The sequence below is a fragment of the Vreelandella sp. V005 genome, from assembly GCF_052645115.1.
In genome coordinates, this window is record NZ_JBQXYA010000001.1 from 390,519 (window position 1) to 413,269 (window position 22,751).

Sequence of the window (22,751 nt, forward strand, 5' to 3'; positions counted from 1 at the left end):
ATTAGCGAAGGCAATGCAAAACCCCCGTACGCCAAGCGGACGGGGGTTAGGCTTAATCGAAGACGGAGCGATTAGCCCTTGGCGACGATGGTCAACGTCTCATTGAGGGTTTGGCTGGGACGCATCACTTTGTCTGTCAGCGCGTGGTCAGGATGGTAGTAGCCACCAATATCGGTAGGCTGACCCTGCACACTATTGAGCTCATCGACAATCGTCGCTTCTTTGGCCGTCAGTGCTTCGGTTAAGCGACCGAACAGCTCTTTCATCTCGGTATCGTCATTCTGTTCAGCTAACGCTTCTGCCCAGTATAGCGCTAAATAGAAGTGACTACCGCGATTGTCGAGCTCACCCACTTTGCGCGAAGGCGACTTGTTGCTGTCCAGGAACTTACCGTTAGCCTGGTCGAGCGCTTTGGCTAACATTTTCGCACGGGCATTATCGAAGGTGCTGCCCAGGTGCTCAAGCGAGGCGGCCAAGGCCAGGAACTCCCCCAGCGAATCCCAACGCAGGTGGTTCTCTTCCAACAGCTGTTGAACGTGCTTGGGTGCAGAGCCACCCGCGCCGGTCTCGAACAGACCACCGCCGTTCATTAACGGTACGATCGACAGCATTTTGGCGCTGGTACCCAGCTCCATGATCGGGAACAGGTCGGTCAGGTAATCACGCAGTACGTTACCGGTGACGGAGATGGTGTCTTCACCTTTGCGAATCCGCTCAAGCGAGAAGCGCATCGCCTCTTCTGGCGCCATAATACGAATATCCAGGCCAGTGGTATCGTGCTCTTTCAGGTAGCTTTCTACTTTCTTGATCAACTGGGCATCGTGGGCGCGCTGGGCGTCCAGCCAGAAGATAGCGGGAGTGCTGCTTTCGCGGGCACGGTTCACCGCCAGCTTCACCCAGTCGCGAATCGGCGCATCTTTGGTCTGGCACATACGCCAGATGTCGCCCTGCTCAACGCGGTGCTCAAGCACGACATTGCCGTCGGTATCGGTGACGCGCACGGTGCCGTCGCTAGGAATCTGGAACGTCTTGTCGTGAGAGCCGTACTCTTCGGCTTTCTGCGCCATTAAGCCAACGTTAGGTACGCTGCCCATGGTGGTCGGATCAAAGGCGCCGTGCTGCTTGCAGTCTTCGATCACGGTTTGGTAAATACCCGCGTAACAACGATCCGGAATCACCGCTTTGACATCGTGCAGCTGGTCATCGGCACCCCACATCTTGCCGGAGTCACGAATCATGGCCGGCATGGAAGCATCAATGATCACGTCGCTGGGCACGTGCAGGTTGGTGATGCCTTTATGCGAGTTCACCATCGCCAGACGCGGGCGCTCGGCATACAGCGCCTGGATTTCTCTTTCAATCTCGCTTTGACGCTGTTCAGGCAGCGACTTAATCGCCGAGTAGAGATCGCCAATACCATTATTGGGATCAAAGCCCGCCTGCTTGAGTTCATCGGCGTGCTTGCTCAGCACGTCCTGATAAAATTCGCTAACCACCATGCCGAACATGATCGGGTCAGAGACCTTCATCATGGTCGCTTTAAGATGTAGCGAGAACAGCACGTCTTTGGCTTTGGCGTCGGCTACTTCTTCCGCCACGAAACGGCGTAGCGCATTACGGCTCATCACCGCACCATCAACGACTTCGTTTTCGAGAACCGACGTTTTCGGCTTGAGCACTTTAGTGTTGCCGTCGTTAGCGATCAGTTCAATTTTGAGATCAGTGGCTTTTTCGATCAGCGCCGACTTCTCGCTGCCGTAAAAATCGCCTTCACTCATGTGCGCCACGTGGGACTGGGAGTCGCTGCTCCACTCGCCCATGCGGTGCGGGTATTTACGCGCGTAATTTTTGACGGACAGCGGTGCGCGGCGGTCAGAGTTACCTTCACGCAATACCGGGTTGACGGCACTGCCTTTGGTTTTGTCGTAGCGCGCCTGGATGTCTTTCTCTTCGTCAGACTGGGGGGCTTCCGGGTAATCAGGGAGCTTGTAGCTCTGCTGCTGCAGCTCTTTAATCACCGCCTTCAACTGCGGTAGCGAAGCACTGATATTGGGCAACTTGATGATATTAGCTTCTGGGGTCTTGGTCAGTTCGCCAAGCTCGGCCAGGTGATCGCCGATCTGTTGCTCTTCGCTCAGGTAATCAGGAAACTGAGAGATAATCCGAGCGGCCAGCGAAATATCGCGCGTCTCTACCTGAATACCTGCAGAATCGGTGAAGGCATCGATAATCGGCAACAGGGAGTACGTCGCGAGCGCGGGGGCTTCGTCGGTGAGCGTATAGATGATCTTCGGCGTTTTGGTCATTTTTGCGTTAACCTCTCTTGTCACTACGATTGCAAGAAATCTTAGGCGGAGCGCGAATTCACTAATGGCCGGGTCTCTAGCCTGTTTGTCACGATGACGCCCCCAGCGCGCCCCAGCAGCTAGGCCGGAGTATACCAGCGCTGCCCGCCGCGCGCATTGTCGACATGTTCCGTCCCGAGTGTGCAAAGGAAGTAAAAAGAGTATCGAGATGTCATGAGCAACCTCTATTTATTGCATAAACCTTTTCAAGTATTAAGCCAGTTCAGCGACCGAGAAGGCCGCCAGACCTTGGCTCAATACATTGATGTCAAAAATATTTATCCTGCCGGGCGGCTTGATTATGACTCTGAAGGCCTACTACTGCTCAGCGACGACGGCGAGTTGATTCACCGCATTTCTCACCCACGCCATAAACAGCCCAAAACCTACTGGGCTCAGGTCGAAGGGCAAATCGATGATGCGGCATTAAAGGCGCTACGCAAGGGCATTACTTTGAAAGATGGCCCGACGCAGCCAGCCAAGGCGCGTCGCATAGAGCCACCCATCACCGCTTTGCGCCAATCCCCTATCGACCCCAAGCGCCACCCGTCGACTAGCTGGCTAGCGTTAACCATCAGCGAAGGTCGCAATCGCCAGGTTCGCCGCATGACGGCGCATGTGGGGTTTCCCACGCTGCGTTTGATTCGCGCCGCTGTTGGCCCCTGGACACTGGAAGGATTAGCTCCGGGCGAATGGCGTAAGGAGACCCTGCACACCCCCCGGCCGGCCAATACATCCTCCCCACAGCGCGGGCGCCCCGCCACGAAACGCAGGAAGCCCTCATGAACCTTATTCACAGCACGGCGGCCTGCGTGATACAGCGGGGTGAGCACTACCTGATGGTGGAAGAGCAGCGCGGCGGGCCGCATAGCGTGTTCAATCAACCCGCCGGCCATATCGAACCCGGCGAGGGGCCCATGGCCGCGATTCTGCGTGAGGTGCAGGAAGAGACCGCTTGGCGCGTGTCGCTAACCCACTATCTTGGGCTTTATGTTTTCCATACCGACGATGGGCAGACTTTCCATAGCCACGCTTTTATCGCCGAGCCTCTGCGCCCGTTCGACCTTGCGTTAGACCCCGATATCGTCGCCACGCACTGGCTGACCCTCGAGCAGCTGCGTGAACTGGATCGACAGTCACGCCTGCGTAGCCCACTGGTGATAAAACGTATCGAAGATGCGCTCAGCGGGCCCTACTATCCGCTTGAAGTGATTCGCGAGTGAAGCACTCGAAGCCATTACCCCCCATCGTGTATAATCCCTCCCCAATTGCACACTACATCTACTGAGGATGCTTATGCCATCCACTACTGCGCCAACCGCTAACGGCAAAGTGATTGTCGGTATGTCCGGCGGCGTTGACTCGTCTGTTTCTGCCCTTCTCCTCATGCAGCAAGGCTATGAGGTCGAGGGTCTGTTCATGAAAAACTGGGATGAAGACGACGGCACCGAATACTGTACGGCCAAAGAGGATCTCGCTGACGCTGAGGCGGTTTGCGAAAAGCTCGGCATTAAACTGCATACGGCGAATTTTGCCGCCGAGTATTGGGATAATGTTTTCGAGCACTTTTTAGCCGAATACAAAGCGGGCCGTACGCCTAACCCAGACATTCTGTGTAACCGGGAAATCAAGTTTAAGGTCTTTCTTGAGTACGCCGAAATGTTGGGTGCCGACAAAATTGCCACCGGTCATTATGTAAGGCAAGGCATGCGTGAAGGCAGCCCGCGCTTGCTTAAAGGGCTAGATGGGAATAAAGACCAGAGCTACTTCCTACACGCTGTGCCGGAAGCCGCCATCGCACGCACTCTTTTCCCCGTAGGCGAGCTGGAGAAGCCGGCCGTGCGCGCCTTGGCAGAACAGCACGACTTGATCACCGCCAAGAAAAAAGACTCCACCGGTATCTGCTTTATCGGCGAACGACGCTTTCGTGACTTCTTGCAGCAGTACCTGCCCGCCCAGCCCGGTAAAATCGAAACACCGGATGGCGATGTGATCGGCGATCATATGGGGCTGATGTACTACACCTTAGGCCAGCGTCAGGGCCTAGGCATTGGCGGGCTTGCCAACTACTCGGAAGAGCCTTGGTACGTGGCGGCGAAAGATCTCGATCGCAACGTGCTGATCGCGGTACAGGGCAAGCATGACCAGCTCCTCTACTCCGACACCTTAGCCACCGAGGCGATGGACTGGGTAGCGGGCGAGCCGCCGGTTCAGCAGGGCCGCTTTACCGCCAAGACGCGTTACCGGCAAAGTGATTGCGGCTGCGAAATACGCACGCTGCCCGACGGCGGCATTGAGGTCACGTTCGATGAACCGCAATGGGCGGTCACGCCCGGCCAATCTTTGGTGCTTTACGATGGCGACATTTGCTTGGGTGGCGGCGTAATACGCGCCACCTGGAAGAAAGCCGCGGAGGCTGCTGCATGAATCCTACCACCCCGATTCATCGCGCCCCCGATTCTCCGGCGGCCCGCCAAGCACTTGCCCTGGCTGGCGTGTTTCAAGCCGCCAGCTTGGTCGATGAGCTGGCCCGCACCGGCCAGGTCGACACCCGCGCCTGGGAAACGCTGATCGAGGCGACCGTGGATACCAACCCGGAAAGCTTCGAGGCGATTTATGGCGGGCACCCCAATAACTTGCGGCGCGGCCTGGACACCTTGGAAGCCCTGGTGGGTCGCAAGCAGGCAAACCCGGTGGTGCTGCGCTATGGCTTTTCGCTACTGATGCTGATGAACAAGCTGCGTACCAATAACGACATGATGGACTCACTGGGCCAGAAGCTAACCCGTATTCAGGGGCAGGCCGAGCACTTCGGCACTACCCATGAAAACGTGGTGGCCAGCCTAGGAGAAGCGTACCAAGAGACGATCTCCACTTTTAAAACCCGCATTGTGGTGCAGGGTGATCCATCACTGCTGCAGAGTCGCATGATGCCCGAGCGTGTTCGCGCCTGCTTAATGGCCGGGATTCGCTTTGGTTTATTGTGGCACCAGCAAGGAGGACGCCGCTGGAAGCTAGTCTTCCAGCGCAAAGCGCTACGCCGGTCACTGGATAGCCTCAACTAGCCGACAAGTGAATCGGCTACTCGGCGCTTGTCTGAACTCTTCTCAAGTAACGTGCTCTCGACTAATTTTCTTTCGAACTTCCTGGAAACGATGCCATGCAACTCTCTGCTTTGACCGCCCTCTCCCCCGTTGACGGCCGCTACGCCTCAAAAGCCGCCGCGCTGCGCGAACACTTCAGTGAATTCGGCCTGATTCGCGCCCGTGTGATTGTGGAAGTTCGCTGGCTGCAGCGTTTGGCCGAGCACACCCAAATTACCGAAGTGCCTCCCCTCTCTGCGGAAGCCACGGCGTTTCTCGAGCGGTTGATCCGTGAGTTCTCGGTCACCGATGCCGAGCGGATCAAAGAGATCGAGCGCACTACCAATCACGATGTAAAAGCGGTCGAGTATTTCTTAAAAGAGAAGATCGCCGACCAGGCCGAACTGCATGCGGTCACCGAGTTCATTCACTTTGCCTGCACCAGCGAAGATATCAACAACCTCTCCTACGGCGTGATGCTCAGCGACGGCCTTAATGCCATGCTGCCCACCATGCACGAAGTGGCTGACGAAATTGCCAAGCTGGCGATTGCCCATGCCGCCCAGCCGATGCTGTCGCGCACCCACGGTCAAACGGCTACCCCTTCCACCTTGGGCAAGGAAATGGCCAACGTCGCTTACCGTCTTAAGCGCCAGCTCAAGCAGATTGAATCGGTGGAAGTGCTCGGCAAAATCAATGGCGCCGTGGGTAACTATAATGCCCACCTGGCCACCTACCCAGAGATCGACTGGGAAGCCAATGCGCGCACTTTCGTGGAAGGCTTAGGGCTTACGTTCAATCCTTACACGACTCAGATCGAGCCCCATGATTATATCGCCGAACTGTTCGATGCCATTTGCCGCTTCAATACGATCCTGATCGATTTTGATCGCGACGTATGGGGTTACATCTCACTGGGCTACTTTAAGCAGCGCACGGTTGAAGGCGAGATTGGCTCCTCCACAATGCCGCATAAAGTCAATCCGATTGATTTTGAAAATTCCGAAGGCAACCTGGGCTTGGCAAATGCCGTGCTTAGCCACTTGGCGCAAAAGCTGCCAATCTCCCGCTGGCAGCGTGACCTGACCGACTCCACCGTGTTGCGTAATTTAGGTGTCGGCTTGGCATACGGTCTGATTGCCTACCACGCCAGCTTGAAAGGCATCAGCAAGCTCGAAGCCAACCCTGAACGTTTAGACGCTGACCTGGATAACAGCTGGGAAGTGCTTGCCGAGCCGATTCAAACGGTAATGCGTCGCTACGGCATTGAAAAACCCTATGAAAAACTCAAGCAGTTGACTCGTGGCAAGCGGATTGACCAGGCAGGCTTTGCAGCGTTTATCGATACCCTTGAGCTACCCAGCGATGTTAAAACGGAACTGAAAGCACTCTCGCCCGCCAACTATATTGGGAATGCCCAGGCGCAAGCCGAAGCGCTCACACAACAGCTAGACGCTCTATAATTTCAATTGCTGTGACCACGACACCAGGATACGCCATGAACCATCATGATAAGCCGCTAACCCTGCTGGGCGATCTTACCGCCGCAGACTTTCTGGCCAATTATTGGCAGCAAAAGCCGCTACTGATTCGTGGCGCGATGCCAGATTTCATTAGCCCCATCGAGGCGGATGAGCTGGCGGGACTCGCCTGCGAGCCTGGTGTAGAGGCACGCCTGGTAGAAGAAGAAGGCCCCGAGGGACCCTGGCAGGTTTCTCATGGCCCCTTCGATGAAGCCACTTTTGAACGCTTGCCGGAAACCAACTGGAGCCTTCTCGTCCAGGCCGTTGACCATTATGTGCCGGCGGTCGCTGCGCTAATGGACGAGTTCGACTTCCTACCGCGCTGGCGGTTAGACGACGTTATGATCAGCTACGCGCCTCCTGGCGGCAATGTAGGCGCGCATATTGATCAATACGATGTGTTTTTACTCCAAGCAAGCGGTCATCGCCGTTGGCAATTGGGCGGCAAGCTAACCGAAGATGCGCCCATTATTTCCGGTATCGATCTGCGTATTCTGAAAGAATTCACCGTAGAGCCGGATTCCGATTGGGTACTAGAGCCCGGCGATATGCTTTATCTCCCCCCCGGCTGGGCGCATCACGGCGTGAGCCAAAGCGATGACTGCATGACCATCTCGGTGGGCTTCCGCGCGCCCTCCGCCGATGAGGCGATCACGTCCTATGCGGACTATTTGGGTGAGCAGCTTCCTGCCTCACAGCGTTATAGCGATGCGGGTATGACACCTGCCGAGCAGGCCGGTGAACTGGATGATGCCGCCGTTGAGCGTATGCGCCAGTTGATTATGTCGACGCTGGATAACCCGACTCAGATTGCCCAGTGGTTTGGTCGGGTGATGACGCAGCCCAAGTATGTCGACCAAGTGGTTCCGCTAGAAACGCCGCTGACCGAAGCCGCGCTTGTTGCTCAACTACAAGAGGGCGAGCCGCTTTACCACATGCCTGGCTCACGCTTTGCGTGGCGCCGGGATGCGGGCACCACCACACTGTTTGTGGATGGCGATGGCCATGTCTGTTCAACCGAATTAGCCAAACGCTTGGCCGATACCAAGCCCCTTTACGCCGAAGATCTTGAGATTGACGGTGCCGCTGCACTTATTACCCAGTTGGTTAACACCGGTAGCTTGGGCTTTATGGGCGATGATGGTGAGGACGACGAGGCGTATTAATGGCGATTACTCAGATTAGTAGTGGCGATTGGGAAACGCTGGGCCCGGCGGCTAGCGAGATCCGCCGCAAGGTGTTTATCGACGAGCAGAACGTGCCACAGGATGAGGAGTGGGACGGACTGGATACTGAGTGCTTGCACTTTCTCGCTATGCTTGACGGGCAACCAGTGGGCACCGCACGCCTGCTGCCCGATGCCCACATTGGTCGTGTCGCGGTGCTGGCTAACGCCCGTGGCACCGGTATTGGCGTGGTGTTAATGCAGACGGCGATCGAGGCGGCACGTCAGGCGGGGCACCCCCAAGTGGTTCTCAGTGCTCAGGTACACGCATTGGCATTTTATGAACGTTTAGGCTTTATCGCCCACGGCGATGAGTTTATGGACGCGGGCATCCCCCATCGAGAAATGGCGCTGCCGCTCGATTAACAAGCCTGCTTGATTGATCTTTAGCACTGCCTCGGCAGTGCTTTTTTATGCGCTCTTGCCGCTATCTTGACGAAAAACGACTACACAAACCCTCCCTTCCTCTACCCCGTTGTCGTCGGGTTACAACCCCCTGTGCCCCGAAGTGTCAATTGTTGAGTGAGCCATCCTGGTGGATAGTTATTGCATTGCAGCGTTAAGGCGATTTGGTCCATTCATCAAACCCACGACGCTGTAGCGGAGGTCTCTAGCCCTGCTGTCTTAGAACGCTAAAACGATAGGTTGAGAGACGATTGGGCTAAAGACATTGCCACCCAATGAATTGATGCCAAACACAAATTCGCAGGTGCAGCAAAGCAGAAGCTGGTTTGCGGAACACTCAAGACCAAAGAGGGTAAGCTCATGACAGGACTGCTCGACGATATCAAAGCCATGGCCCAGCTACGCGAAGCACAAGGCGGCAAATGGGAAGCCATCAAACCGGAATACGCCGCTCGTATGCGTGCCCAGAACCGCTTCCATACCGGTTTGGACATTGCGCGCTATACCGCCAAAATCATGCGTGAAGACATGGCGGCTTACGATGCCGATACCGCACAGTACACCCAGTCATTAGGCTGCTGGCACGGCTTTATTGGTCAACAGAAGCTTATCTCGATCAAAAAGCACTTCGGCACCACCAAACGTAGCTACCTCTACCTTTCCGGCTGGATGGTGGCCGCGCTGCGCTCTGAGTTCGGCCCACTGCCCGACCAGTCAATGCACGAAAAAACCTCCGTCGCGAACCTAATCGAAGAGCTCTACACCTTCCTAAAACAAGCCGATGCGTGGGAGCTTAACCACCTGTTCCGCGCCCTCGATGAAGCCAAAGAGGCTGGAGACAAAACAAAAGAGCAGGAACTGGTCGCTAAAATCGACAACCATGAGACGCATATCGTCCCGATCATCGCCGATATCGACGCGGGCTTTGGTAATGCAGAAGCCACCTACTTGCTAGCCAAGAAGTTTATTCAAGCAGGCGCCTGCTGCATCCAGCTGGAAAACCAGGTGTCGGATGAAAAACAGTGCGGCCACCAAGACGGTAAAGTCACCGTTCCCCATGAAGATTTCCTGGCCAAAATTAACGCCGTGCGTTACGCCTTCCTAGAACTCGGCATTGAAGAGGGCGTTATCGTGGCACGTACCGACTCACTCGGCGCTGGGTTGACGCAAAAAATTGCCGTCACTAACGCGCCAGGCGACCTGGGCGATCAGTACAACAGCTTCCTGGATGGGGACGTGATCGAAAATGCCGCCGACATCAACAATGGCGATGTGGTCATCAAACAGAACGGTAAGCTGGTGAAACCCAAGCGCCTCGCCTCTGGCCTTTACCAGTTCAAGGCAGGCACCGGCGAAAATCGCGTCATTCTAGACTGTATTACCAGCCTCCAGAACGGTGCCGACTTGCTGTGGATCGAAACCGAGAAGCCTCATGTGGGCCAGATCGCCAGCATGGTTAACCGGATTCGCGATGTTGTACCCGACGCAAAACTGGTCTACAACAACTCACCTTCGTTTAACTGGACGCTAAACTTCCGCCAGCAGGTGTTCGATGCATGGCAGGAAGAGGGTAAAGACGTGTCTGCTTACCAGCGTGATCAGTTGATGAGCGCCGAGTACGACAACACCGAGCTTGGCCAGTTGGCCGACGAGTGGACGCGCAACTTCCAGCGCGACTCCTCGCGTGATGCGGGCATTTTCCACCACTTGATCACGCTACCGACCTACCACACCGCCGCCCTTTCTACCGACAACTTGGCAAAGGGTTACTTCGGCGACGAAGGCATGCTGGCTTACGTGAAAGGAGTACAGCGTCAGGAAATTCGTCAAGGCATTGCAACGGTTCGCCACCAGGATATGGCCGGCTCCAATATCGGCGACGACCATAAAGAGTTCTTCCATGGCGATGCGGCCCTTAAAGCGGGAGGCAAAGACAACACCATGAATCAATTTGGTTAGTAACCACTGACGTTACTATCTGATCTTTGCACAGGAGGCCTAACGGCCTCCTGTTTTGTTTTGCCAGGGGTATTTGCACACTGTTTTCTCAATACGCTGTTACACTCTGCGCTATGATCGCCGCTATGATGTTTCGTGACTACTTTGTTGTCAGCTTTGACCTTTTCCAACGATTGCTGGTCAAAACGTTTTACATCAGCTATCTTTAACGAACACCGTTCTATAACTATAATCGTTCTTCACTTTGCCGCTTAACGACGGCGGTGCGGACGACAGTTAATTCAATAGACACTCTTTCAATAGACATTCTGGAGGTATTAATGAAACGTCTTCTTCTACCAGCTGTAGCTTTAAGTATTCTCACGCTGGCTGGGTGTGCCAACACCTCGGGATATTCGGGTGATGTCTATCGCGGCAACCAAGCAAAGACCGGCCAAAGCGTAGCTTACGGTACTATCGTGGCAATTCGTCCGGTACAGATTCAAGCCGACAGCCGCGCTGGAGGCCTTCTAGGTAGCGGCGGTGGCGCTATCATCGGTGGCCTTCTGGGCAGCCAGGTGGGTGGTGGCTCAGGTCGCCAATTGGCAACTGTTGCTGGTGCGTTAGGCGGCGCAGTCGCTGGTACGGCCGCTGAAGACGCCACTAACCGCGTAGATGCACTGGAAATGGAAATTCGCCGCGACGACGGTACTGACGTAGTCGTGGTTCAGCGGGCAGACCGCCAGTTCCAAGCTGGTCAGCGTGTGCGCTTGATCGGTAACGGTGCCAACATGAGTGTTGCCCCCTACTAAGCAACGACGTTAGGCATACATGACGTAAAAAAGCCCGGCCATCATATTTGATGGCCGGGCTTTTTATGGGCATTACTTCTCTTTTTCTGCGTGCTACTTAGTGGTGAGTCTTGTTATTTGCCCAACTAACCAACGCCATAATGGCCCAGCCGATGAGGCCCAAGAGTAATACCACCAACAGCATCTCTACGGGTTGAACCAGCGTCGTTGCACCAAGCACTGCTAGCGTCAGCACCCACAAGTAGCGATTGCTACCATGGCTTTTCAAAAAGTTTGGCAATACTTTATCTAACCCCTGACTAACGCCCTTATTCCAACGGTCGTTGACAAAATAAGCAATCAGGCAAAAGGCGGCAAGCCAAATAATCAAGATCGTCATTGCATGCTCCAAAAGTGATAGGGCAAAGGAAAAAGTGATGGTCGTAGGGTATCCCTGGTCACACCGGGGCGCAATACCGCCGAAAGTGGTGGGCAGGAAAAAGCGCCGCTACCCCCTGACAAGTCAGCCTACACGCGTTACCATGTTGGGACATGCACTCACCGAAAGGTTATTCCATGCAAATTGCGCAAAACTCGGTTGTCGCGTTCCACTACACCCTGACTAACGATGCAGGTGAAGTGCTAGACAGTTCTGAAGGCCGCGAGCCGCTTACCTATCTCCATGGCGCTGGTAACATTATCCCAGGCCTTGAAAAAGAGTTAGAAGGTCATGCTGCAGGCGAAAAGCTGAACGTTAGCGTCTCTCCTGAAGAAGGTTACGGCGAGCTGCAAGAGCAGCTAATGCAGGAAGTACCGCGCGACGCGTTTCAGGGCGTTGAAAGCATTGAGCCGGGCATGCAGTTCCAAGCCCAGACTCAAGGTGGCCCGCTAATGGTAACGGTTAAGAAAGTTGAAGGCGACACGGTCGTTGTCGATGGCAACCATCCGCTGGCCGGCCAAAAGCTCAACTTTGACGTTGAGATCGCTGAAGTACGTGAAGCCAGTGCTGAAGAAGTCGAGCACGGCCACGTGCACGGCGAAGGCGGCGTTGAGCATTAAGACGCTCCCGCTACCAATAAGAAAAGGTGACCTTCGGGTCACCTTTTTTTGTGCCTTACCACACTGAATACCCTACTCATCCGGTATCAGCACCAGTTGCCCATGGCGAACACTTCGTGATGAGGTCACTTCGGCGGCAAACTGCTTGAGGGCTTGCCCCTGGCCTTTCAAGAGCGCCACTTCCAGGCAGCTGTCATGATTGATATGCACATGCAGGGTAGAAAGCGTGAGGTCATGGTGATCGTGGGAGTGACGCGTCAAGCGCTTGGATAGCTCGCGAGCGGCATGATCATAGACATACACCAGTACACCCATGCAGGGTGCTTCCGGGGCGGTCTCTTCATTCACCTGTTTCAAGCCACTGCGGGTTAAATCACGAATCGCCTCTGAGCGGTTCTGATAGCCACGCGCGCGCATCAACGCATCCACTTCTGCCAACAGCTCCTCATCGAGCGTTACCGTTACACGCTGCATTCACGCCTCCTCAAATAATGGCCCGCTTTCCATAGGCTGCTTGGCCCGTTAGTATGATGTTATTGCAAAAACATCATACTAGAACCGCGACTAGCGCAAAGGATGAAGCGATGACTAAAGCAACTCGGCCTATCTTACTGGGTATAGCGCTAAGTTGTTTAGCCGCCATTAGCACCGCACAGGCAAAAGATCAGTTAATTCTGGCCATTGGAGGTGAACCCGAACAGGGCTTCGATCCGCTGCTGGGCTGGGGACAGTACGGTAATCCGCTGTTTCAGTCGACGCTGCTCTCACGGGGCAAGGACTTTTCACCACAGCCAGAACTCGCCACCGAATGGACGCTATCTGAAGACCGCCTTACCTGGACGTTGACCTTGCGCGACGACGCCCGCTTTGCTGACGGCACCCCGTTGACCGCTGAAGATGTGGCTTACACTTTCAATACTGCAGCCAAAGCTGGCGGGCGCGCCGACTTGAGCGCCCTTGCCGAGGCAACAGCTGTTGATGAGCAGACCGTCACGCTTCACCTTCATGTCCCGCGCATCACCTTTATCGATCAGCTACTGACCCTGGGCATCGTGCCCCATGCCAAGCGTGAAAACGGCTATAACGACGGCTATGGTCGCCACCCCCTGGGGTCTGGCCCCTATCAACTGGTCGAGTGGCAGGAGGGGGAGCAGCTAATTGTTGAGCGCAACCCTTACTTTTACGGTCTGGCGCCTGTCTTTGAACGCCTAGTGTTTCTTTTTATCGGCGAAGATACCACGCTCAATGCCGCCCATGCAGGCCAGGTCGATATCGCCGCCATCCCACCGGCATTGGCGGCCAATGTGCCGACGTCGATGCAGCGAGTCATCATAGAAAGCGTCGATAACCGCGGCATTCTTTTCCCCATTCAGCCTAACAATGGCGAGCATGCGGCCTCCGGCGCCCCGATTGGCAACGATGTCACCGCTGACCCAGCCATTCGCCAGGCGATCAATTTGGCGGTTGATCGCGATACGCTTGTCGAGGTAGCTCTGCACGGCTTTGGTCGCCCTGCCTTTGGCCCGGCTGACGGCCTTCCCTGGAGTAGCGATGACGAGCGAATAGATGCCCTTGATCTTGCCCAAGCGAATGACATACTCGATGCCGCTGGGTGGGAACTGCAGGACGATGGCCTGCGCTATAAGAAAGGCCTGCCCGCCCGTTTCCGGCTTACTTACCCGTCAAGCGATACCACTCGGCAACTGCTCGCCGAAGTGAGTGCCGAGATGGTTCGCCCACTGGGCATCGACATGCAGCCAACAGGCCGCCACTGGGATGACATCCAGCGAAATGCCTTGCACCAAGACGCTATTCTATTTGGCTTTGGTAGCCACAGCCCGCAAGAGGTTTACTACCTATTCCACAGCCAGAATGCCGGTAACGGTTACTACAACAGCGGCTTTTACACCAACTCGAAAGTAGATGCTCATTTGGATGCCGCCCAGGCGGCGCCTAGTAGCGAACAGGCCAACCACCACTGGCAGGCCGCCCAGTGGGATGGCACCACCGGTTACGGCTTGCGCGGAGATGCTAGCTGGGCCTGGCTCGTCAATCTGGCACATGTCTATTTTGCCGACACTTGCCTGGATGTGGGCAAGCTGGGCGTAGCACCCCATGGTCATGGCTGGCCCATCACCGCTAATCTGCTTGAGTGGCGCTGGACATGCGATTGATTTCGCGCATTGCTAAGCGCCTAGGCCGCCTGGTGCTGGTAATGCTATGCGTAGCGCTGGTGTCGTTCGGGCTCATGATGGTCTCACCCATTGATCCGGTGGATGCCTATCTCGGCCCGCAGTTGGCCCAGGTCAGCCCCGAGCAGCGCGCGCTGATTGTCGAACGCTGGGGGTTCGATGCGCCTCCCGCCCTACAGTTTGGCCACTGGCTGCGTCAATTAGCGAGTGGTGACCTGGGTTGGAGTCATGTATATAACCAGCCTGTTAGCGAGGTCATCGGCCAGCGCTTTCAGCGCTCCATTGTGCTGCTGGCAGGCGCGTGGCTCGTTTCGGCACTGTTGGGGTTTGCACTGGGCGTTATGGCGGGTGCGAAAGAAGGCTCGGTGCTGGATAAGATGATCAGCACCTACGCTTATTTAACCGCTTCCACGCCTGCCTTTTGGCTGGCCATGCTCGCCGTACTGCTGTTTTCGGTCACGCTGGGATGGGCACCTACCTGCTGTGCTGGCCCGGCCGGCGTGTTGGATCAAGATGTCACCCTCACCACACGCCTGCATCACTTAGTGCTGCCGGTCGCCACGCTGGCAGTGCTAGGCATCGCCAATATTACCCTGCACACCCGTACCCGAATGCTTGCTCTCATGCACTCAGACATTGCGATCCACGCCTTCGCCCAAGGTGCCAGCCGATTCGATGTCGCATGTCGGCACGGCCTCCGTCACGCCAGTTTACCAGCGGTAACACTAGCGTTCGCATCACTGGGGGAGCTTTTCGGCGGCTCTATTCTAGTCGAGCAAGTATTTGCCTACCCAGGCTTGGGACAAGCCACCGTGGCAGCGGGCCTGCGCAGTGATATGCCGCTGCTGCTGGGGATTGCCCTGTTTACCGCCCTGTTTGTCAGTATCGGCAACCTCATGGCCGATATACTGTATGGCGTTATCGATCCACGCCTCCCATCAGGTGGCTCATGACCGCTGCCCAGCCGCGCCTGCGCGCAATGCTCAGCCTGAGCATCACCGCTGTGTTTATCGTGGGGCTTATCGCCAGTCAGTGGCTGTTGACCGATACCGCACAACGGATGCAGTTTGACGCTCGCTTGGCCCCGCCGAGCCTTGAACACTGGCTAGGCACCGACGCCCTAGGCCGGGAACTATGGGCGCGCACTCTGACCGGGTTGGCACTGAGTTTTTGGGTGGGCTGCCTGGCCGCGCTGATGAGCACATTGATTGCGCTGAGCTTGGCGGCGCTAGCCACGCTCTCGGCGCGGCTGGATGCGCTGGTGAGCCTGCTGATTGATACGCTGCTGAGTGTCCCACACCTGATTCTATTGATGCTGATTGCCTTTGCGCTGGGCGGCGGCACCCAAGCAGTGATCATTGCCGTGGCGGTGACCCACTGGCCAAGCCTTGCCCGGGTGCTGCGCGCCGAACTTTGGCAGTTGCGGCAAGCCCCCTATGTACGCATTTCGCGAGCGCTCGGTAAGTCGCGCTGGTTCGTGCTCCACGGCCATCTACTTCCGCACCTGATTCCCCACTGCATGGTGGGTGCCCTACTGCTGTTTCCACACGCCATTTTGCACGAAGCCGCTCTGACCTTTCTGGGCTTCGGCTTGAGCCCCAGCCAACCGGCCATTGGCGTACTGCTAGCCGAGGCGATGCGCTACTTGAACGGCGGTTACTGGTGGTTGGGGGTATTTCCGGGCTTAGGGTTGCTACTCATGGTGCTGATGTTCGAACGCCTTTCCAGCCACCTGCGCCGCGCGCTTTAACGCTGCTAAGCAAACCACTGATGGGAGGCATACCGTGTTCACGATTGACCAGCTATCACTACAACTACCCTTGTATGCTTCCTGGTGGAAGCGTGAATGGGCCACCTGCTTGGATGATGTTTCACTGGCGTTTGCCACGGGCGACTTGCACGCCCTGGTGGGCGCCTCAGGGGCGGGTAAAAGCTTATTGGCTTACGCGATGATGGGGCTCCTGCCAGCGCAGGCTCGTCTGCAGGGGCAGTTTTACTATCAGGGCACTCCACTGGATGCACCACGCCAACGGCAGCTGCGTGGTCGGGAGCTAGCGCTTATTCCTCAGTCGCTCAATGCACTGGATCCGTTGGTGCGTACCCAGCGCCAGGTGGCCTGGGCAGCCCGGCGCGCAGGCTACGCATCCGCGCACGCTTGGCGGGCGTCTCAGCAGGCCCTCGACCACTATCGGCTGGATGCCCGTGCGCAGCAGGCCTACGCCCATGAGCTTTCTGGCGGCATGGCGCGCCGCGTGTTGACGGCCATGGCGCATGTCAGCCAAGCACAGCTGGTGATTGCCGACGAGCCCACCGTGGGCCTGGACCCACATCAGCGCCAGCGAGTATTGGCGGCATTGCGTGAACTGGCCGACCAGGGCAAGACCGTAGTGCTGATTACTCATGATCTGCGCCACGCCCTGCCAATAGCCGACCGGGTCACTATTATGCGCGACGGCAAGCTGGTCGAAACCACCCCCGCTTGCGCCTTTCAAGGAGCCGGCACCTCGCTCAGCAGCGCCTATTCCCAGGCGCTGTGGCGGGCGCTGCCCGACAATGGTTTCACGGTCAGCACGGCGCGGCCAGTCGATAAGGAGGCGGTCATTGCTTGAAGCTCACCAGCTCAGCTTTCAGTTTTCATCCGGCGTACCGCTGCTGTCAGACATTTCTCTGACGTTAAGTGCGGGCCAATGGGTAGGATTAAGCGGCGACTCCGGCGCGGGAAAATCAACGCTGGGCAAGCTGTTGGCGGGCTACTTGAAGCCACAAGCGGGTGAGATCACGTTGGCGGGCATGGCGCTGCCTGGCAGCGGTTTCCAGCCGGTGCAGTGGCTGCCGCAATCGCCGGAGCTATCGGTTAACCCTCGCTGGCGGGTCGGCAGTATACTGCGGGAAGCCTGGACACCGTCAGATGCGCAGTGTCAGGCGTTCGGCATCCACCCCCGCTGGCTGTCTCGCTACCCCCAATCGTTATCAGGTGGCGAGTTACAGCGGATATGCGTGTTGCGGGCGCTGGCACCGGGGGTACGCTTTTTGATCGCCGATGAAATCTCGACGATGCTTGACCCGATCACTCAGGTGGAGCTCTGGCAGGCCTTGCAACAGGAGGCGGAAAACCGTCAGCTAGGTGTAATGGTGATTAGCCACGATAGCGCATTACTGAAACGCCTCTGCCCACAGCGCTTCCATTTGAGCGGTGCTCAACTGAAGCCATGGTAGTTAATGCCAGTGAAGATTAGCCAACCGCTTGGCGGCGCTCAAAGCGCCACAGGCCGAAGGCAATCGTCAAAGTGATCGTCAGCAAAAGCCACGAGCCGATGCTCACCCCTGGCCAGCCAGCCCACTGCCAGAACGGCTCCAGCCAGAAACCGCCCAAGCTGGCACCCACATAGTAAAACACCAGATAGAGCGCCGAAGCGCTGCCTCGAGCGCCCTGGGCATAGCGCCCTACCCAGCTGGAAGCCAACGAATGCGCTAGGAAAAAGCCAAACGCATTGACGCTCAAGCCGATAATAATCAGCACGAGTGAATCGAACAGCGTGATGGCCGTGCCCAGCATCAAGATGACGACCCCCACCATCATGCACGCAGCGGGAGAAAACCGCCCCGCCAAGCGCCCAGATATCATCGAGCCGAAGGTGCCACCCAGGTAGGTCAGGAAAATCAGTCCCAAACCACTCGCGGCCAGTTGATAGGGCGCATCCGCCAGGCGGAAAGTGATATAGCTGTACTGGTTGATAAAAATCAGAAAGTTAATGCCACCCAGACAGTAGGCAGCGAGCAGCACCGGGCTGCGCAAGTGGCCAAGCAAATTCCCCGCCGCTTTACGTAGTTCAAAACGCTGCGGTGTAAACGCGCGGCTGTTGGGGAGTAGTCGCCAGAACACCACGCAACCGATCAGCGTTATGAAACCTACCGACAAGAATGCTGCCGTGGGGCCGCCTATTTCAGCCGCGGCGCCGCCTACGATACGTCCACTAATGCCGCCCAATGAATTGGCCCCAATATAGAGGCCCACTGCGCTTAACAGCGCCGGCTTATCGAACTCATCCCCCATCCAGGCGATCGCCACGGCGGGCAAGCCGCCCAGCACAAAGCCCTGCACAAGGCGTAGCAGTAACAGGCTTTCAAACGTGGGCGCAAAGGCCAAGGCAAGGGAGCACCCGCCTGCCAGCAGTAGCGTAATACGCATAATGCCTTCGCGGCCAATGGCATCAGAAAGAGGTCCGAAAACCAGCAGGGCAATGGCGAGGGAGAGCGTTGATACCGACATGAGCAGACTGACCCCCAAGGTCGAGACGTCGTACGTCTCCTTTAACCCTGGCAGCAGCGGCTGCGGTGCATACAGATTGATAAAAACAAGAAAAGAGCCAAGGCAAAGCGCCAAGGTGGCGCGCCACCAGGCGCGCGTTTTGGCTTCGATCATGCCATTCCTAAAAAATGAGGATTCTGACGGTTAGAAAACACGACTGCTTAGCTGGGCTAACTGGGTGGGCTCTAGCGCGCGACGCGCCTGCCAGTAGTAGCGCCGCCAATAGCTATTATCTAGGCTGGAAATAATCACTCCTTTGGAGGTAGAGGCATGCAGGAAATAGCCACTCCCCACATAAATTCCCACATGGTTATAGCGTCCTGGTGGGCTGAAGAACACCAGATCGCCCGCCTGCAGCTCTTGGCGGTCGATCGGGCGTCCCTCGTGTATTTGTCCACTGGTGGAACGCGGCAACTCTAAATTAAACGTATCACGGTAAACGTTGCGAACCAGGGCCGAGCAGTCAATCCCTCTTTCTGACGTGCCACCAATCCGATAAGGCGTTCCTGCCCAACGCTGATGCTGGGCTAGCAGCGCCTCGCGCACCACCGTTGGTGGCGGTACTTGCAGACTACGCAATTGCGCATTGATGGGGTCGGCCGAGGACATTTGCGAATTTGCCCCCATTCCCGGTAATGCCATAGAGAAGTAGTTCTCAGGAGCCTGCATATTGCTCTGTCGAGAAGAGCCTGCGCAGCCAGCCATCAAGGTAACTATAAAACAAACACTTACAACACGGACAGCAGTCACAGCGGGGCGTGGCAACGCAACCATGCGATTAACCTCGTGACATTGAATAAGGGTCGGTATGACAAAACTCATTTTTCCACGCATGACTATAAGCTAGTTATCCTATGTTTGGCGAGCCTAATGTAACGTGCGTTGATCACCCGGCAACGTATCGATATGCAGCGGTGCAAAATGGCGCGGTTTATTGCCAGGAAAATCCAGGCTTACCCACGGCCCGGCCAGCACCGGCGCGCCGCATACCCAGGCCACCAGCGCTTGACGAAAACCAGCCAAAAAGCTCTCGCGCTCGGGGGTTTCGCCCATAAAAAACGAGAAGCCTGCATACATGCCCATGGCATACTCCTGCCACCCAGCATAATGATCCGCCGCTAGCTGATAGGCACTGTCCAGCACTTTCGCAAAGGCCGAGCTATCCAGCCAACCAAGCTGCCGGGCGGCAATCGCCAGATCGACCAGCTGGGCAATGTCCCAGGCTGCCAAATCCACCTCATTGCAGCCATCTTCGTTATCACGCACCCGGCGTAAACGCAGCAGATGGTGGCGCTCGTCTTCAGCACAGTCACCAGACTCAAGAATGGCGATCTCCGCGCTTAAACGCTCCGTATTGAGGGTATAAGGCGCATAGTTAATCTGGTACTCCTGGCGGTCACCCGATTCGAGCATGTAGTTTAAAAACTCTTGCATATCCCCAGCAGTGCTCAAGTGATAGTGGCTCTCTACCCACTCACGGATCTCCGCGCACTCACGAGCACTCTCAGGCTGCGGCTCACTCCAAACGGCACTGTTTAACGGGCCCACCAACGACATGGCGGTAAAGTGGCTCAAGGTGGGGCGACTACCCGGCTCACGCCATGCATCGTGGCGCCAATCCAGCCAGTGAAACAGGCTGCCTGGGTCTTCGATATGCCAAATAATTTCATTGATCAGTGAGGCATGCTCAGGCTCAGGCAGGCAGCTCTCCCAGGCAAACCATGCGTCTAACAAGCGCTTGGCATTGGGGTAAAACCGACACAGGCAACTGCGCAGTGCGCTGGCATACTCCATTAATGGCGCACGATCCAATAGGCCACTGTCGAGTGACATATGCAGATAAAAAGCAAACTTTTCAGCCATGTGAATCGTCGCCGCATGACGGCTAACGCCCTTGACCGCATTACGTTGCTTGAGCTCTTCCGGGGTCGGCTGGCCAAACCAGCTTTGCGAGGGTGGCAAAACGCCATGCACTGCGTCGGCCGCCAGTTGGTTAAGGTGATGCGCCTGCGCGGGTAGCCAATAGCGTGCCAGCGCATACGCCCCTTCATCGGCATGTAAACCCAAGGACTCCTGTAGATAGAGTGCTGCATCCGCACGCTGCGCTTCGGGTAGTGCGGCGGAAGGGTCTATCTGGCGCAACATTACATCGGGCTCACGCACGCTAGCCAATGCCAACAACCAATGATGGGGCGTATTGCGCCATTGACGAATGCGCGCCTGTGACGCTTTCTTGGTGGGTTCATCCAACAGCGCTACGGGCGGTTGTTTCCAAGGACTATGAACGCTGTGCAGCAGCAACTGCTGCCGTTCACTGGGCGTTTTCCCGCGACGATCCATACCCTCAAATAGGCTCTGCCCACGCCCGTAGGCGTTGAGCACGGCGTACCAGTCATGGTAGCGACGGCTGATCAAATCGGCGGCGTGGCCCGCCAGGTCATCGGCTTCCTCCTGGCTGAGCCAACCACAGCAGGCGCCCGCCCAGGCAAGCTCGACAAGCCGTAGCCAGTCCCAGGCAGCCCACTCGAGTGGCTCACCCTGGTTGACAAATTTATTGAGCACCGGGGCATAGGGCGACTCGTCCATGACACTACGCTGCCACTCCATACGCTGGGCGTTGTCCATGCTCAATAGCTCACGGGCCTCAATATCCCACCGCTGCCGCTCACCCTGAGCACCTAGCCAAAGCATTACCCCAAGCAGCGCGTCCCGGTCATGGATTTCCCATACTTGCGCCAACCACTCAACCGCTTCCGGCCAATCAGCGTGACTGGCTGGGTAGACAATGATCGGTCGGAACAACGCACATAGCCGCCAGCTCTGCGCTTGGGGCTGTTGTGGCCATAGCGGGGCCGGTGCAGGGAGTTTAGTTAAGGCATTTTCGAGCGCTTCCCAGGTGATGCCCTCGCCGTCGGTTTCGAGATCGGCCAGCGCCTGACAGGCATCAATAAACCGATCATCGGCGCCTATCTCCCAGCCACGCACCCCTAATGCACGGCGAAGATCAGCCAGCCAAGCACGTAGATCACTGTAATCGCTGGTAATACGACGGGTAAGATGGTGCGCCCATACCCGTGCTTGTTCGGCCTCTAACCAGCCTGCTGCCCCGGCCAAGGCGGCCCACTCCAGCGCGCCCAGCAAACGATCTGCCTGGCCTGCTGGCGCCCCCAAGCCGTGAAACAAATGCTCGGCTAACTCTCCTCGGTCGGTGATCCCCAACTGCAGCAAACGCTGTTCCGCCGCGCCTGCATCGACCGCCAGCGGATGAGGAGTAAACGCCCAATCACACAGCACGAGCTGTTGAGCCCACCAAGCATTTAACGCGTCGATCAAGAGACACCTCGAAAAAGCACAGTATCACCACTAACTAACACAGGGTCACCACCAGCAAAGAGGGAATAAAGCCGCCTAGTGTAACGGAAAGTGATGCGAACACCGATAGCCTCCGTATAAACGACACCGCCCGGCACAAGGCCGGGCGGTCGCCAAACAGGGATATAGCTTACAAGCTATGCTTTTTTAACTTTACTGATCACCCACAAGAGCACGACCGCACCCACAATGGCTGTGACCAGCGAACCGATAAAACCACCCGAAGAGAGCCCAAGAAGGCTGAACAGGAAACCGCCAATCACGGCACCAACGATACCCACACCAATGTTACCCAGGATGCCGAAACCGCCGCCACGCATAATGTTGCCAGCGATCCACCCAGCCAAACCACCAATGATTAACCAAGCAATAAAGCCCATATAGTCTCCTTACTATTTCATTTAGGGGTGTCAGCTACGTATGTTAGCAGGCGTTTTACCTAGCTGTCGTGCTTGTTCTACCATAGCACACAGCGCTACTGTTCGGCGCCTATCGGCGAAGATGCTCGG

22 protein-coding genes are annotated in these 22,751 nt (G+C 56.6%); 15 read left to right on the plus strand and 7 right to left on the minus strand.

The genetic code is table 11. The features are described 5' to 3' along the window. Nucleotides 1-71: 71 nt before the first annotated feature. Nucleotides 72-2,306: an NADP-dependent isocitrate dehydrogenase gene (locus ACUN8H_RS01790; protein ID WP_445530471.1), complete on the minus strand. Its 2,235-nt coding sequence runs from the start codon at nt 2,304-2,306 to the stop codon at nt 72-74. Nucleotides 2,307-2,519: 213 nt separating this feature from the next. On the opposite strand from ACUN8H_RS01790, the gene ACUN8H_RS01795 reads away from it, so the two are divergent. The 9 genes from ACUN8H_RS01795 to ACUN8H_RS01835 all read left to right on the plus strand — a co-directional run bounded on the left by ACUN8H_RS01795 (nt 2,520) and on the right by ACUN8H_RS01835 (nt 11,331). Continuing rightward, the gene (locus ACUN8H_RS01795) at nt 2,520-3,131 is read left to right on the plus strand and encodes a pseudouridine synthase (protein ID WP_445530472.1); all 612 of its coding nucleotides are present in this window, start codon (nt 2,520-2,522) and stop codon (nt 3,129-3,131) included. Then, on the plus strand, nt 3,128-3,568 hold the full coding sequence (locus ACUN8H_RS01800; protein ID WP_445530473.1) for an NUDIX domain-containing protein: 441 nt from the start codon (nt 3,128-3,130) through the stop codon (nt 3,566-3,568). The genes ACUN8H_RS01795 and ACUN8H_RS01800 overlap by 4 nt, the downstream gene beginning before the upstream one ends. Nucleotides 3,569-3,641: 73 nt before the next feature. Then, a complete protein-coding gene (gene mnmA, locus ACUN8H_RS01805; RefSeq protein ID WP_445530474.1) occupies nt 3,642-4,772 on the plus strand; it encodes a tRNA 2-thiouridine(34) synthase MnmA in 1,131 nt (376 codons plus the stop codon). Then, nucleotides 4,769-5,410: a high frequency lysogenization protein HflD gene (gene hflD / locus ACUN8H_RS01810; RefSeq protein ID WP_445530475.1), complete on the plus strand. Its 642-nt coding sequence runs from the start codon at nt 4,769-4,771 to the stop codon at nt 5,408-5,410. The genes mnmA and hflD overlap by 4 nt, the downstream gene beginning before the upstream one ends. Before the next feature lie 95 nt (nt 5,411-5,505). Next, complete coding sequence (gene purB, locus ACUN8H_RS01815) at nt 5,506-6,891, plus strand: adenylosuccinate lyase (protein WP_445530476.1); 1,386 nt, start codon at nt 5,506-5,508, stop codon at nt 6,889-6,891. Between the two features lie 35 nt (nt 6,892-6,926). Next, on the plus strand, nt 6,927-8,117 hold the full coding sequence (locus ACUN8H_RS01820; protein WP_445530477.1) for a JmjC domain-containing protein: 1,191 nt from the start codon (nt 6,927-6,929) through the stop codon (nt 8,115-8,117). Further along, entirely contained in the window at nt 8,117-8,542 is a 426-nt protein-coding gene (locus tag ACUN8H_RS01825) for a GNAT family N-acetyltransferase (protein ID WP_445530478.1), read from the plus strand. The genes ACUN8H_RS01820 and ACUN8H_RS01825 overlap by 1 nt, the downstream gene beginning before the upstream one ends. A gap of 399 nt (nt 8,543-8,941) precedes the next feature. Further along, entirely contained in the window at nt 8,942-10,540 is a 1,599-nt protein-coding gene (locus ACUN8H_RS01830) for an isocitrate lyase (protein ID WP_445530479.1), read from the plus strand. A gap of 320 nt (nt 10,541-10,860) precedes the next feature. Next, nucleotides 10,861-11,331, plus strand: a complete 471-nt coding sequence (locus tag ACUN8H_RS01835; protein ID WP_290696449.1) for a glycine zipper 2TM domain-containing protein — start codon at nt 10,861-10,863, stop codon at nt 11,329-11,331. Nucleotides 11,332-11,428: 97 nt separating this feature from the next. Here the strand turns inward: ACUN8H_RS01835 and ACUN8H_RS01840 are convergent, their stop codons facing one another. Then, entirely contained in the window at nt 11,429-11,710 is a 282-nt protein-coding gene (locus ACUN8H_RS01840; protein ID WP_445530480.1) for a hypothetical protein, read from the minus strand. A 176-nt stretch (nt 11,711-11,886) separates the two neighbouring features. Between ACUN8H_RS01840 and ACUN8H_RS01845 the strand changes: the two genes are divergently transcribed. After that, complete coding sequence (locus tag ACUN8H_RS01845; RefSeq protein ID WP_113270395.1) at nt 11,887-12,369, plus strand: FKBP-type peptidyl-prolyl cis-trans isomerase; 483 nt, start codon at nt 11,887-11,889, stop codon at nt 12,367-12,369. Nucleotides 12,370-12,441: 72 nt separating this feature from the next. Here the strand turns inward: ACUN8H_RS01845 and nikR are convergent, their stop codons facing one another. Continuing rightward, complete coding sequence (gene nikR, locus ACUN8H_RS01850) at nt 12,442-12,843, minus strand: nickel-responsive transcriptional regulator NikR (protein ID WP_445530481.1); 402 nt, start codon at nt 12,841-12,843, stop codon at nt 12,442-12,444. Between the two features lie 110 nt (nt 12,844-12,953). Between nikR and ACUN8H_RS01855 the strand changes: the two genes are divergently transcribed. The 5 genes from ACUN8H_RS01855 to ACUN8H_RS01875 are packed head-to-tail and all read left to right on the plus strand — an operon-like array spanning nt 12,954 to nt 17,777. Next, a complete protein-coding gene (locus tag ACUN8H_RS01855; protein WP_445530482.1) occupies nt 12,954-14,543 on the plus strand; it encodes an ABC transporter substrate-binding protein in 1,590 nt (529 codons plus the stop codon). Beyond that, complete coding sequence (locus ACUN8H_RS01860) at nt 14,534-15,514, plus strand: ABC transporter permease (protein WP_445530483.1); 981 nt, start codon at nt 14,534-14,536, stop codon at nt 15,512-15,514. Before ACUN8H_RS01855 ends, ACUN8H_RS01860 begins: the two co-directional genes overlap by 10 nt. Continuing rightward, nucleotides 15,511-16,311 (plus strand): ABC transporter permease, encoded by an 801-nt coding sequence (locus ACUN8H_RS01865; RefSeq protein WP_445530484.1) that lies wholly within the window; start codon nt 15,511-15,513, stop codon nt 16,309-16,311. Before ACUN8H_RS01860 ends, ACUN8H_RS01865 begins: the two co-directional genes overlap by 4 nt. A gap of 34 nt (nt 16,312-16,345) precedes the next feature. Then, on the plus strand, nt 16,346-17,170 hold the full coding sequence (locus ACUN8H_RS01870) for an ATP-binding cassette domain-containing protein (protein WP_445530485.1): 825 nt from the start codon (nt 16,346-16,348) through the stop codon (nt 17,168-17,170). Continuing rightward, nucleotides 17,163-17,777 carry an ABC transporter ATP-binding protein gene (locus tag ACUN8H_RS01875; protein ID WP_445530486.1) on the plus strand — a complete coding sequence of 205 codons (615 nt, stop codon included), beginning with the start codon at nt 17,163-17,165 and terminating at the stop codon, nt 17,775-17,777. The genes ACUN8H_RS01870 and ACUN8H_RS01875 overlap by 8 nt, the downstream gene beginning before the upstream one ends. Before the next feature lie 16 nt (nt 17,778-17,793). On the opposite strand, the gene ACUN8H_RS01880 is transcribed toward ACUN8H_RS01875, so the two are convergent. The 4 genes from ACUN8H_RS01880 to ACUN8H_RS01895 form a co-directional block, all read right to left on the minus strand. Then, nucleotides 17,794-18,984, minus strand: coding sequence for an MFS transporter (locus ACUN8H_RS01880; RefSeq protein WP_445530487.1), 1,191 nt, complete (start codon nt 18,982-18,984; stop codon nt 17,794-17,796). A 30-nt stretch (nt 18,985-19,014) separates the two neighbouring features. Further along, on the minus strand, nt 19,015-19,539 hold the full coding sequence (locus tag ACUN8H_RS01885; protein ID WP_445530488.1) for a C40 family peptidase: 525 nt from the start codon (nt 19,537-19,539) through the stop codon (nt 19,015-19,017). 198 nt (nt 19,540-19,737) lie between these two features. After that, entirely contained in the window at nt 19,738-22,203 is a 2,466-nt protein-coding gene (locus ACUN8H_RS01890) for a DUF1266 domain-containing protein (RefSeq protein ID WP_445530489.1), read from the minus strand. Nucleotides 22,204-22,379: 176 nt separating this feature from the next. Next, complete coding sequence (locus tag ACUN8H_RS01895; RefSeq protein WP_008958536.1) at nt 22,380-22,622, minus strand: GlsB/YeaQ/YmgE family stress response membrane protein; 243 nt, start codon at nt 22,620-22,622, stop codon at nt 22,380-22,382. Between the last annotated feature and the right edge of the window lie 129 nt (nt 22,623-22,751).

What these genes read in the sequence shown, in the direction of transcription:
- ACUN8H_RS01790 (WP_445530471.1), bottom strand. Translation starts at nt 2,306, where the DNA reads ATGACCAAAACGCCGAAGATCATCTATACGCTCACCGACGAAGCCCCC.
- ACUN8H_RS01795 (WP_445530472.1), top strand. Translation starts at nt 2,520, where the DNA reads ATGAGCAACCTCTATTTATTGCATAAACCTTTTCAAGTATTAAGCCAG.
- ACUN8H_RS01800 (WP_445530473.1), top strand. Translation starts at nt 3,128, where the DNA reads ATGAACCTTATTCACAGCACGGCGGCCTGCGTGATACAGCGGGGTGAG.
- mnmA (WP_445530474.1), top strand. Translation starts at nt 3,642, where the DNA reads ATGCCATCCACTACTGCGCCAACCGCTAACGGCAAAGTGATTGTCGGT.
- hflD (WP_445530475.1), top strand. Translation starts at nt 4,769, where the DNA reads ATGAATCCTACCACCCCGATTCATCGCGCCCCCGATTCTCCGGCGGCC.
- purB (WP_445530476.1), top strand. Translation starts at nt 5,506, where the DNA reads ATGCAACTCTCTGCTTTGACCGCCCTCTCCCCCGTTGACGGCCGCTAC.
- ACUN8H_RS01820 (WP_445530477.1), top strand. Translation starts at nt 6,927, where the DNA reads ATGAACCATCATGATAAGCCGCTAACCCTGCTGGGCGATCTTACCGCC.
- ACUN8H_RS01825 (WP_445530478.1), top strand. Translation starts at nt 8,117, where the DNA reads ATGGCGATTACTCAGATTAGTAGTGGCGATTGGGAAACGCTGGGCCCG.
- ACUN8H_RS01830 (WP_445530479.1), top strand. Translation starts at nt 8,942, where the DNA reads ATGACAGGACTGCTCGACGATATCAAAGCCATGGCCCAGCTACGCGAA.
- ACUN8H_RS01835 (WP_290696449.1), top strand. Translation starts at nt 10,861, where the DNA reads ATGAAACGTCTTCTTCTACCAGCTGTAGCTTTAAGTATTCTCACGCTG.
- ACUN8H_RS01840 (WP_445530480.1), bottom strand. Translation starts at nt 11,710, where the DNA reads ATGACGATCTTGATTATTTGGCTTGCCGCCTTTTGCCTGATTGCTTAT.
- ACUN8H_RS01845 (WP_113270395.1), top strand. Translation starts at nt 11,887, where the DNA reads ATGCAAATTGCGCAAAACTCGGTTGTCGCGTTCCACTACACCCTGACT.
- nikR (WP_445530481.1), bottom strand. Translation starts at nt 12,843, where the DNA reads ATGCAGCGTGTAACGGTAACGCTCGATGAGGAGCTGTTGGCAGAAGTG.
- ACUN8H_RS01855 (WP_445530482.1), top strand. Translation starts at nt 12,954, where the DNA reads ATGACTAAAGCAACTCGGCCTATCTTACTGGGTATAGCGCTAAGTTGT.
- ACUN8H_RS01860 (WP_445530483.1), top strand. Translation starts at nt 14,534, where the DNA reads ATGCGATTGATTTCGCGCATTGCTAAGCGCCTAGGCCGCCTGGTGCTG.
- ACUN8H_RS01865 (WP_445530484.1), top strand. Translation starts at nt 15,511, where the DNA reads ATGACCGCTGCCCAGCCGCGCCTGCGCGCAATGCTCAGCCTGAGCATC.
- ACUN8H_RS01880 (WP_445530487.1), bottom strand. Translation starts at nt 18,984, where the DNA reads ATGATCGAAGCCAAAACGCGCGCCTGGTGGCGCGCCACCTTGGCGCTT.
- ACUN8H_RS01885 (WP_445530488.1), bottom strand. Translation starts at nt 19,539, where the DNA reads ATGCAGGCTCCTGAGAACTACTTCTCTATGGCATTACCGGGAATGGGG.
- ACUN8H_RS01895 (WP_008958536.1), bottom strand. Translation starts at nt 22,622, where the DNA reads ATGGGCTTTATTGCTTGGTTAATCATTGGTGGTTTGGCTGGGTGGATC.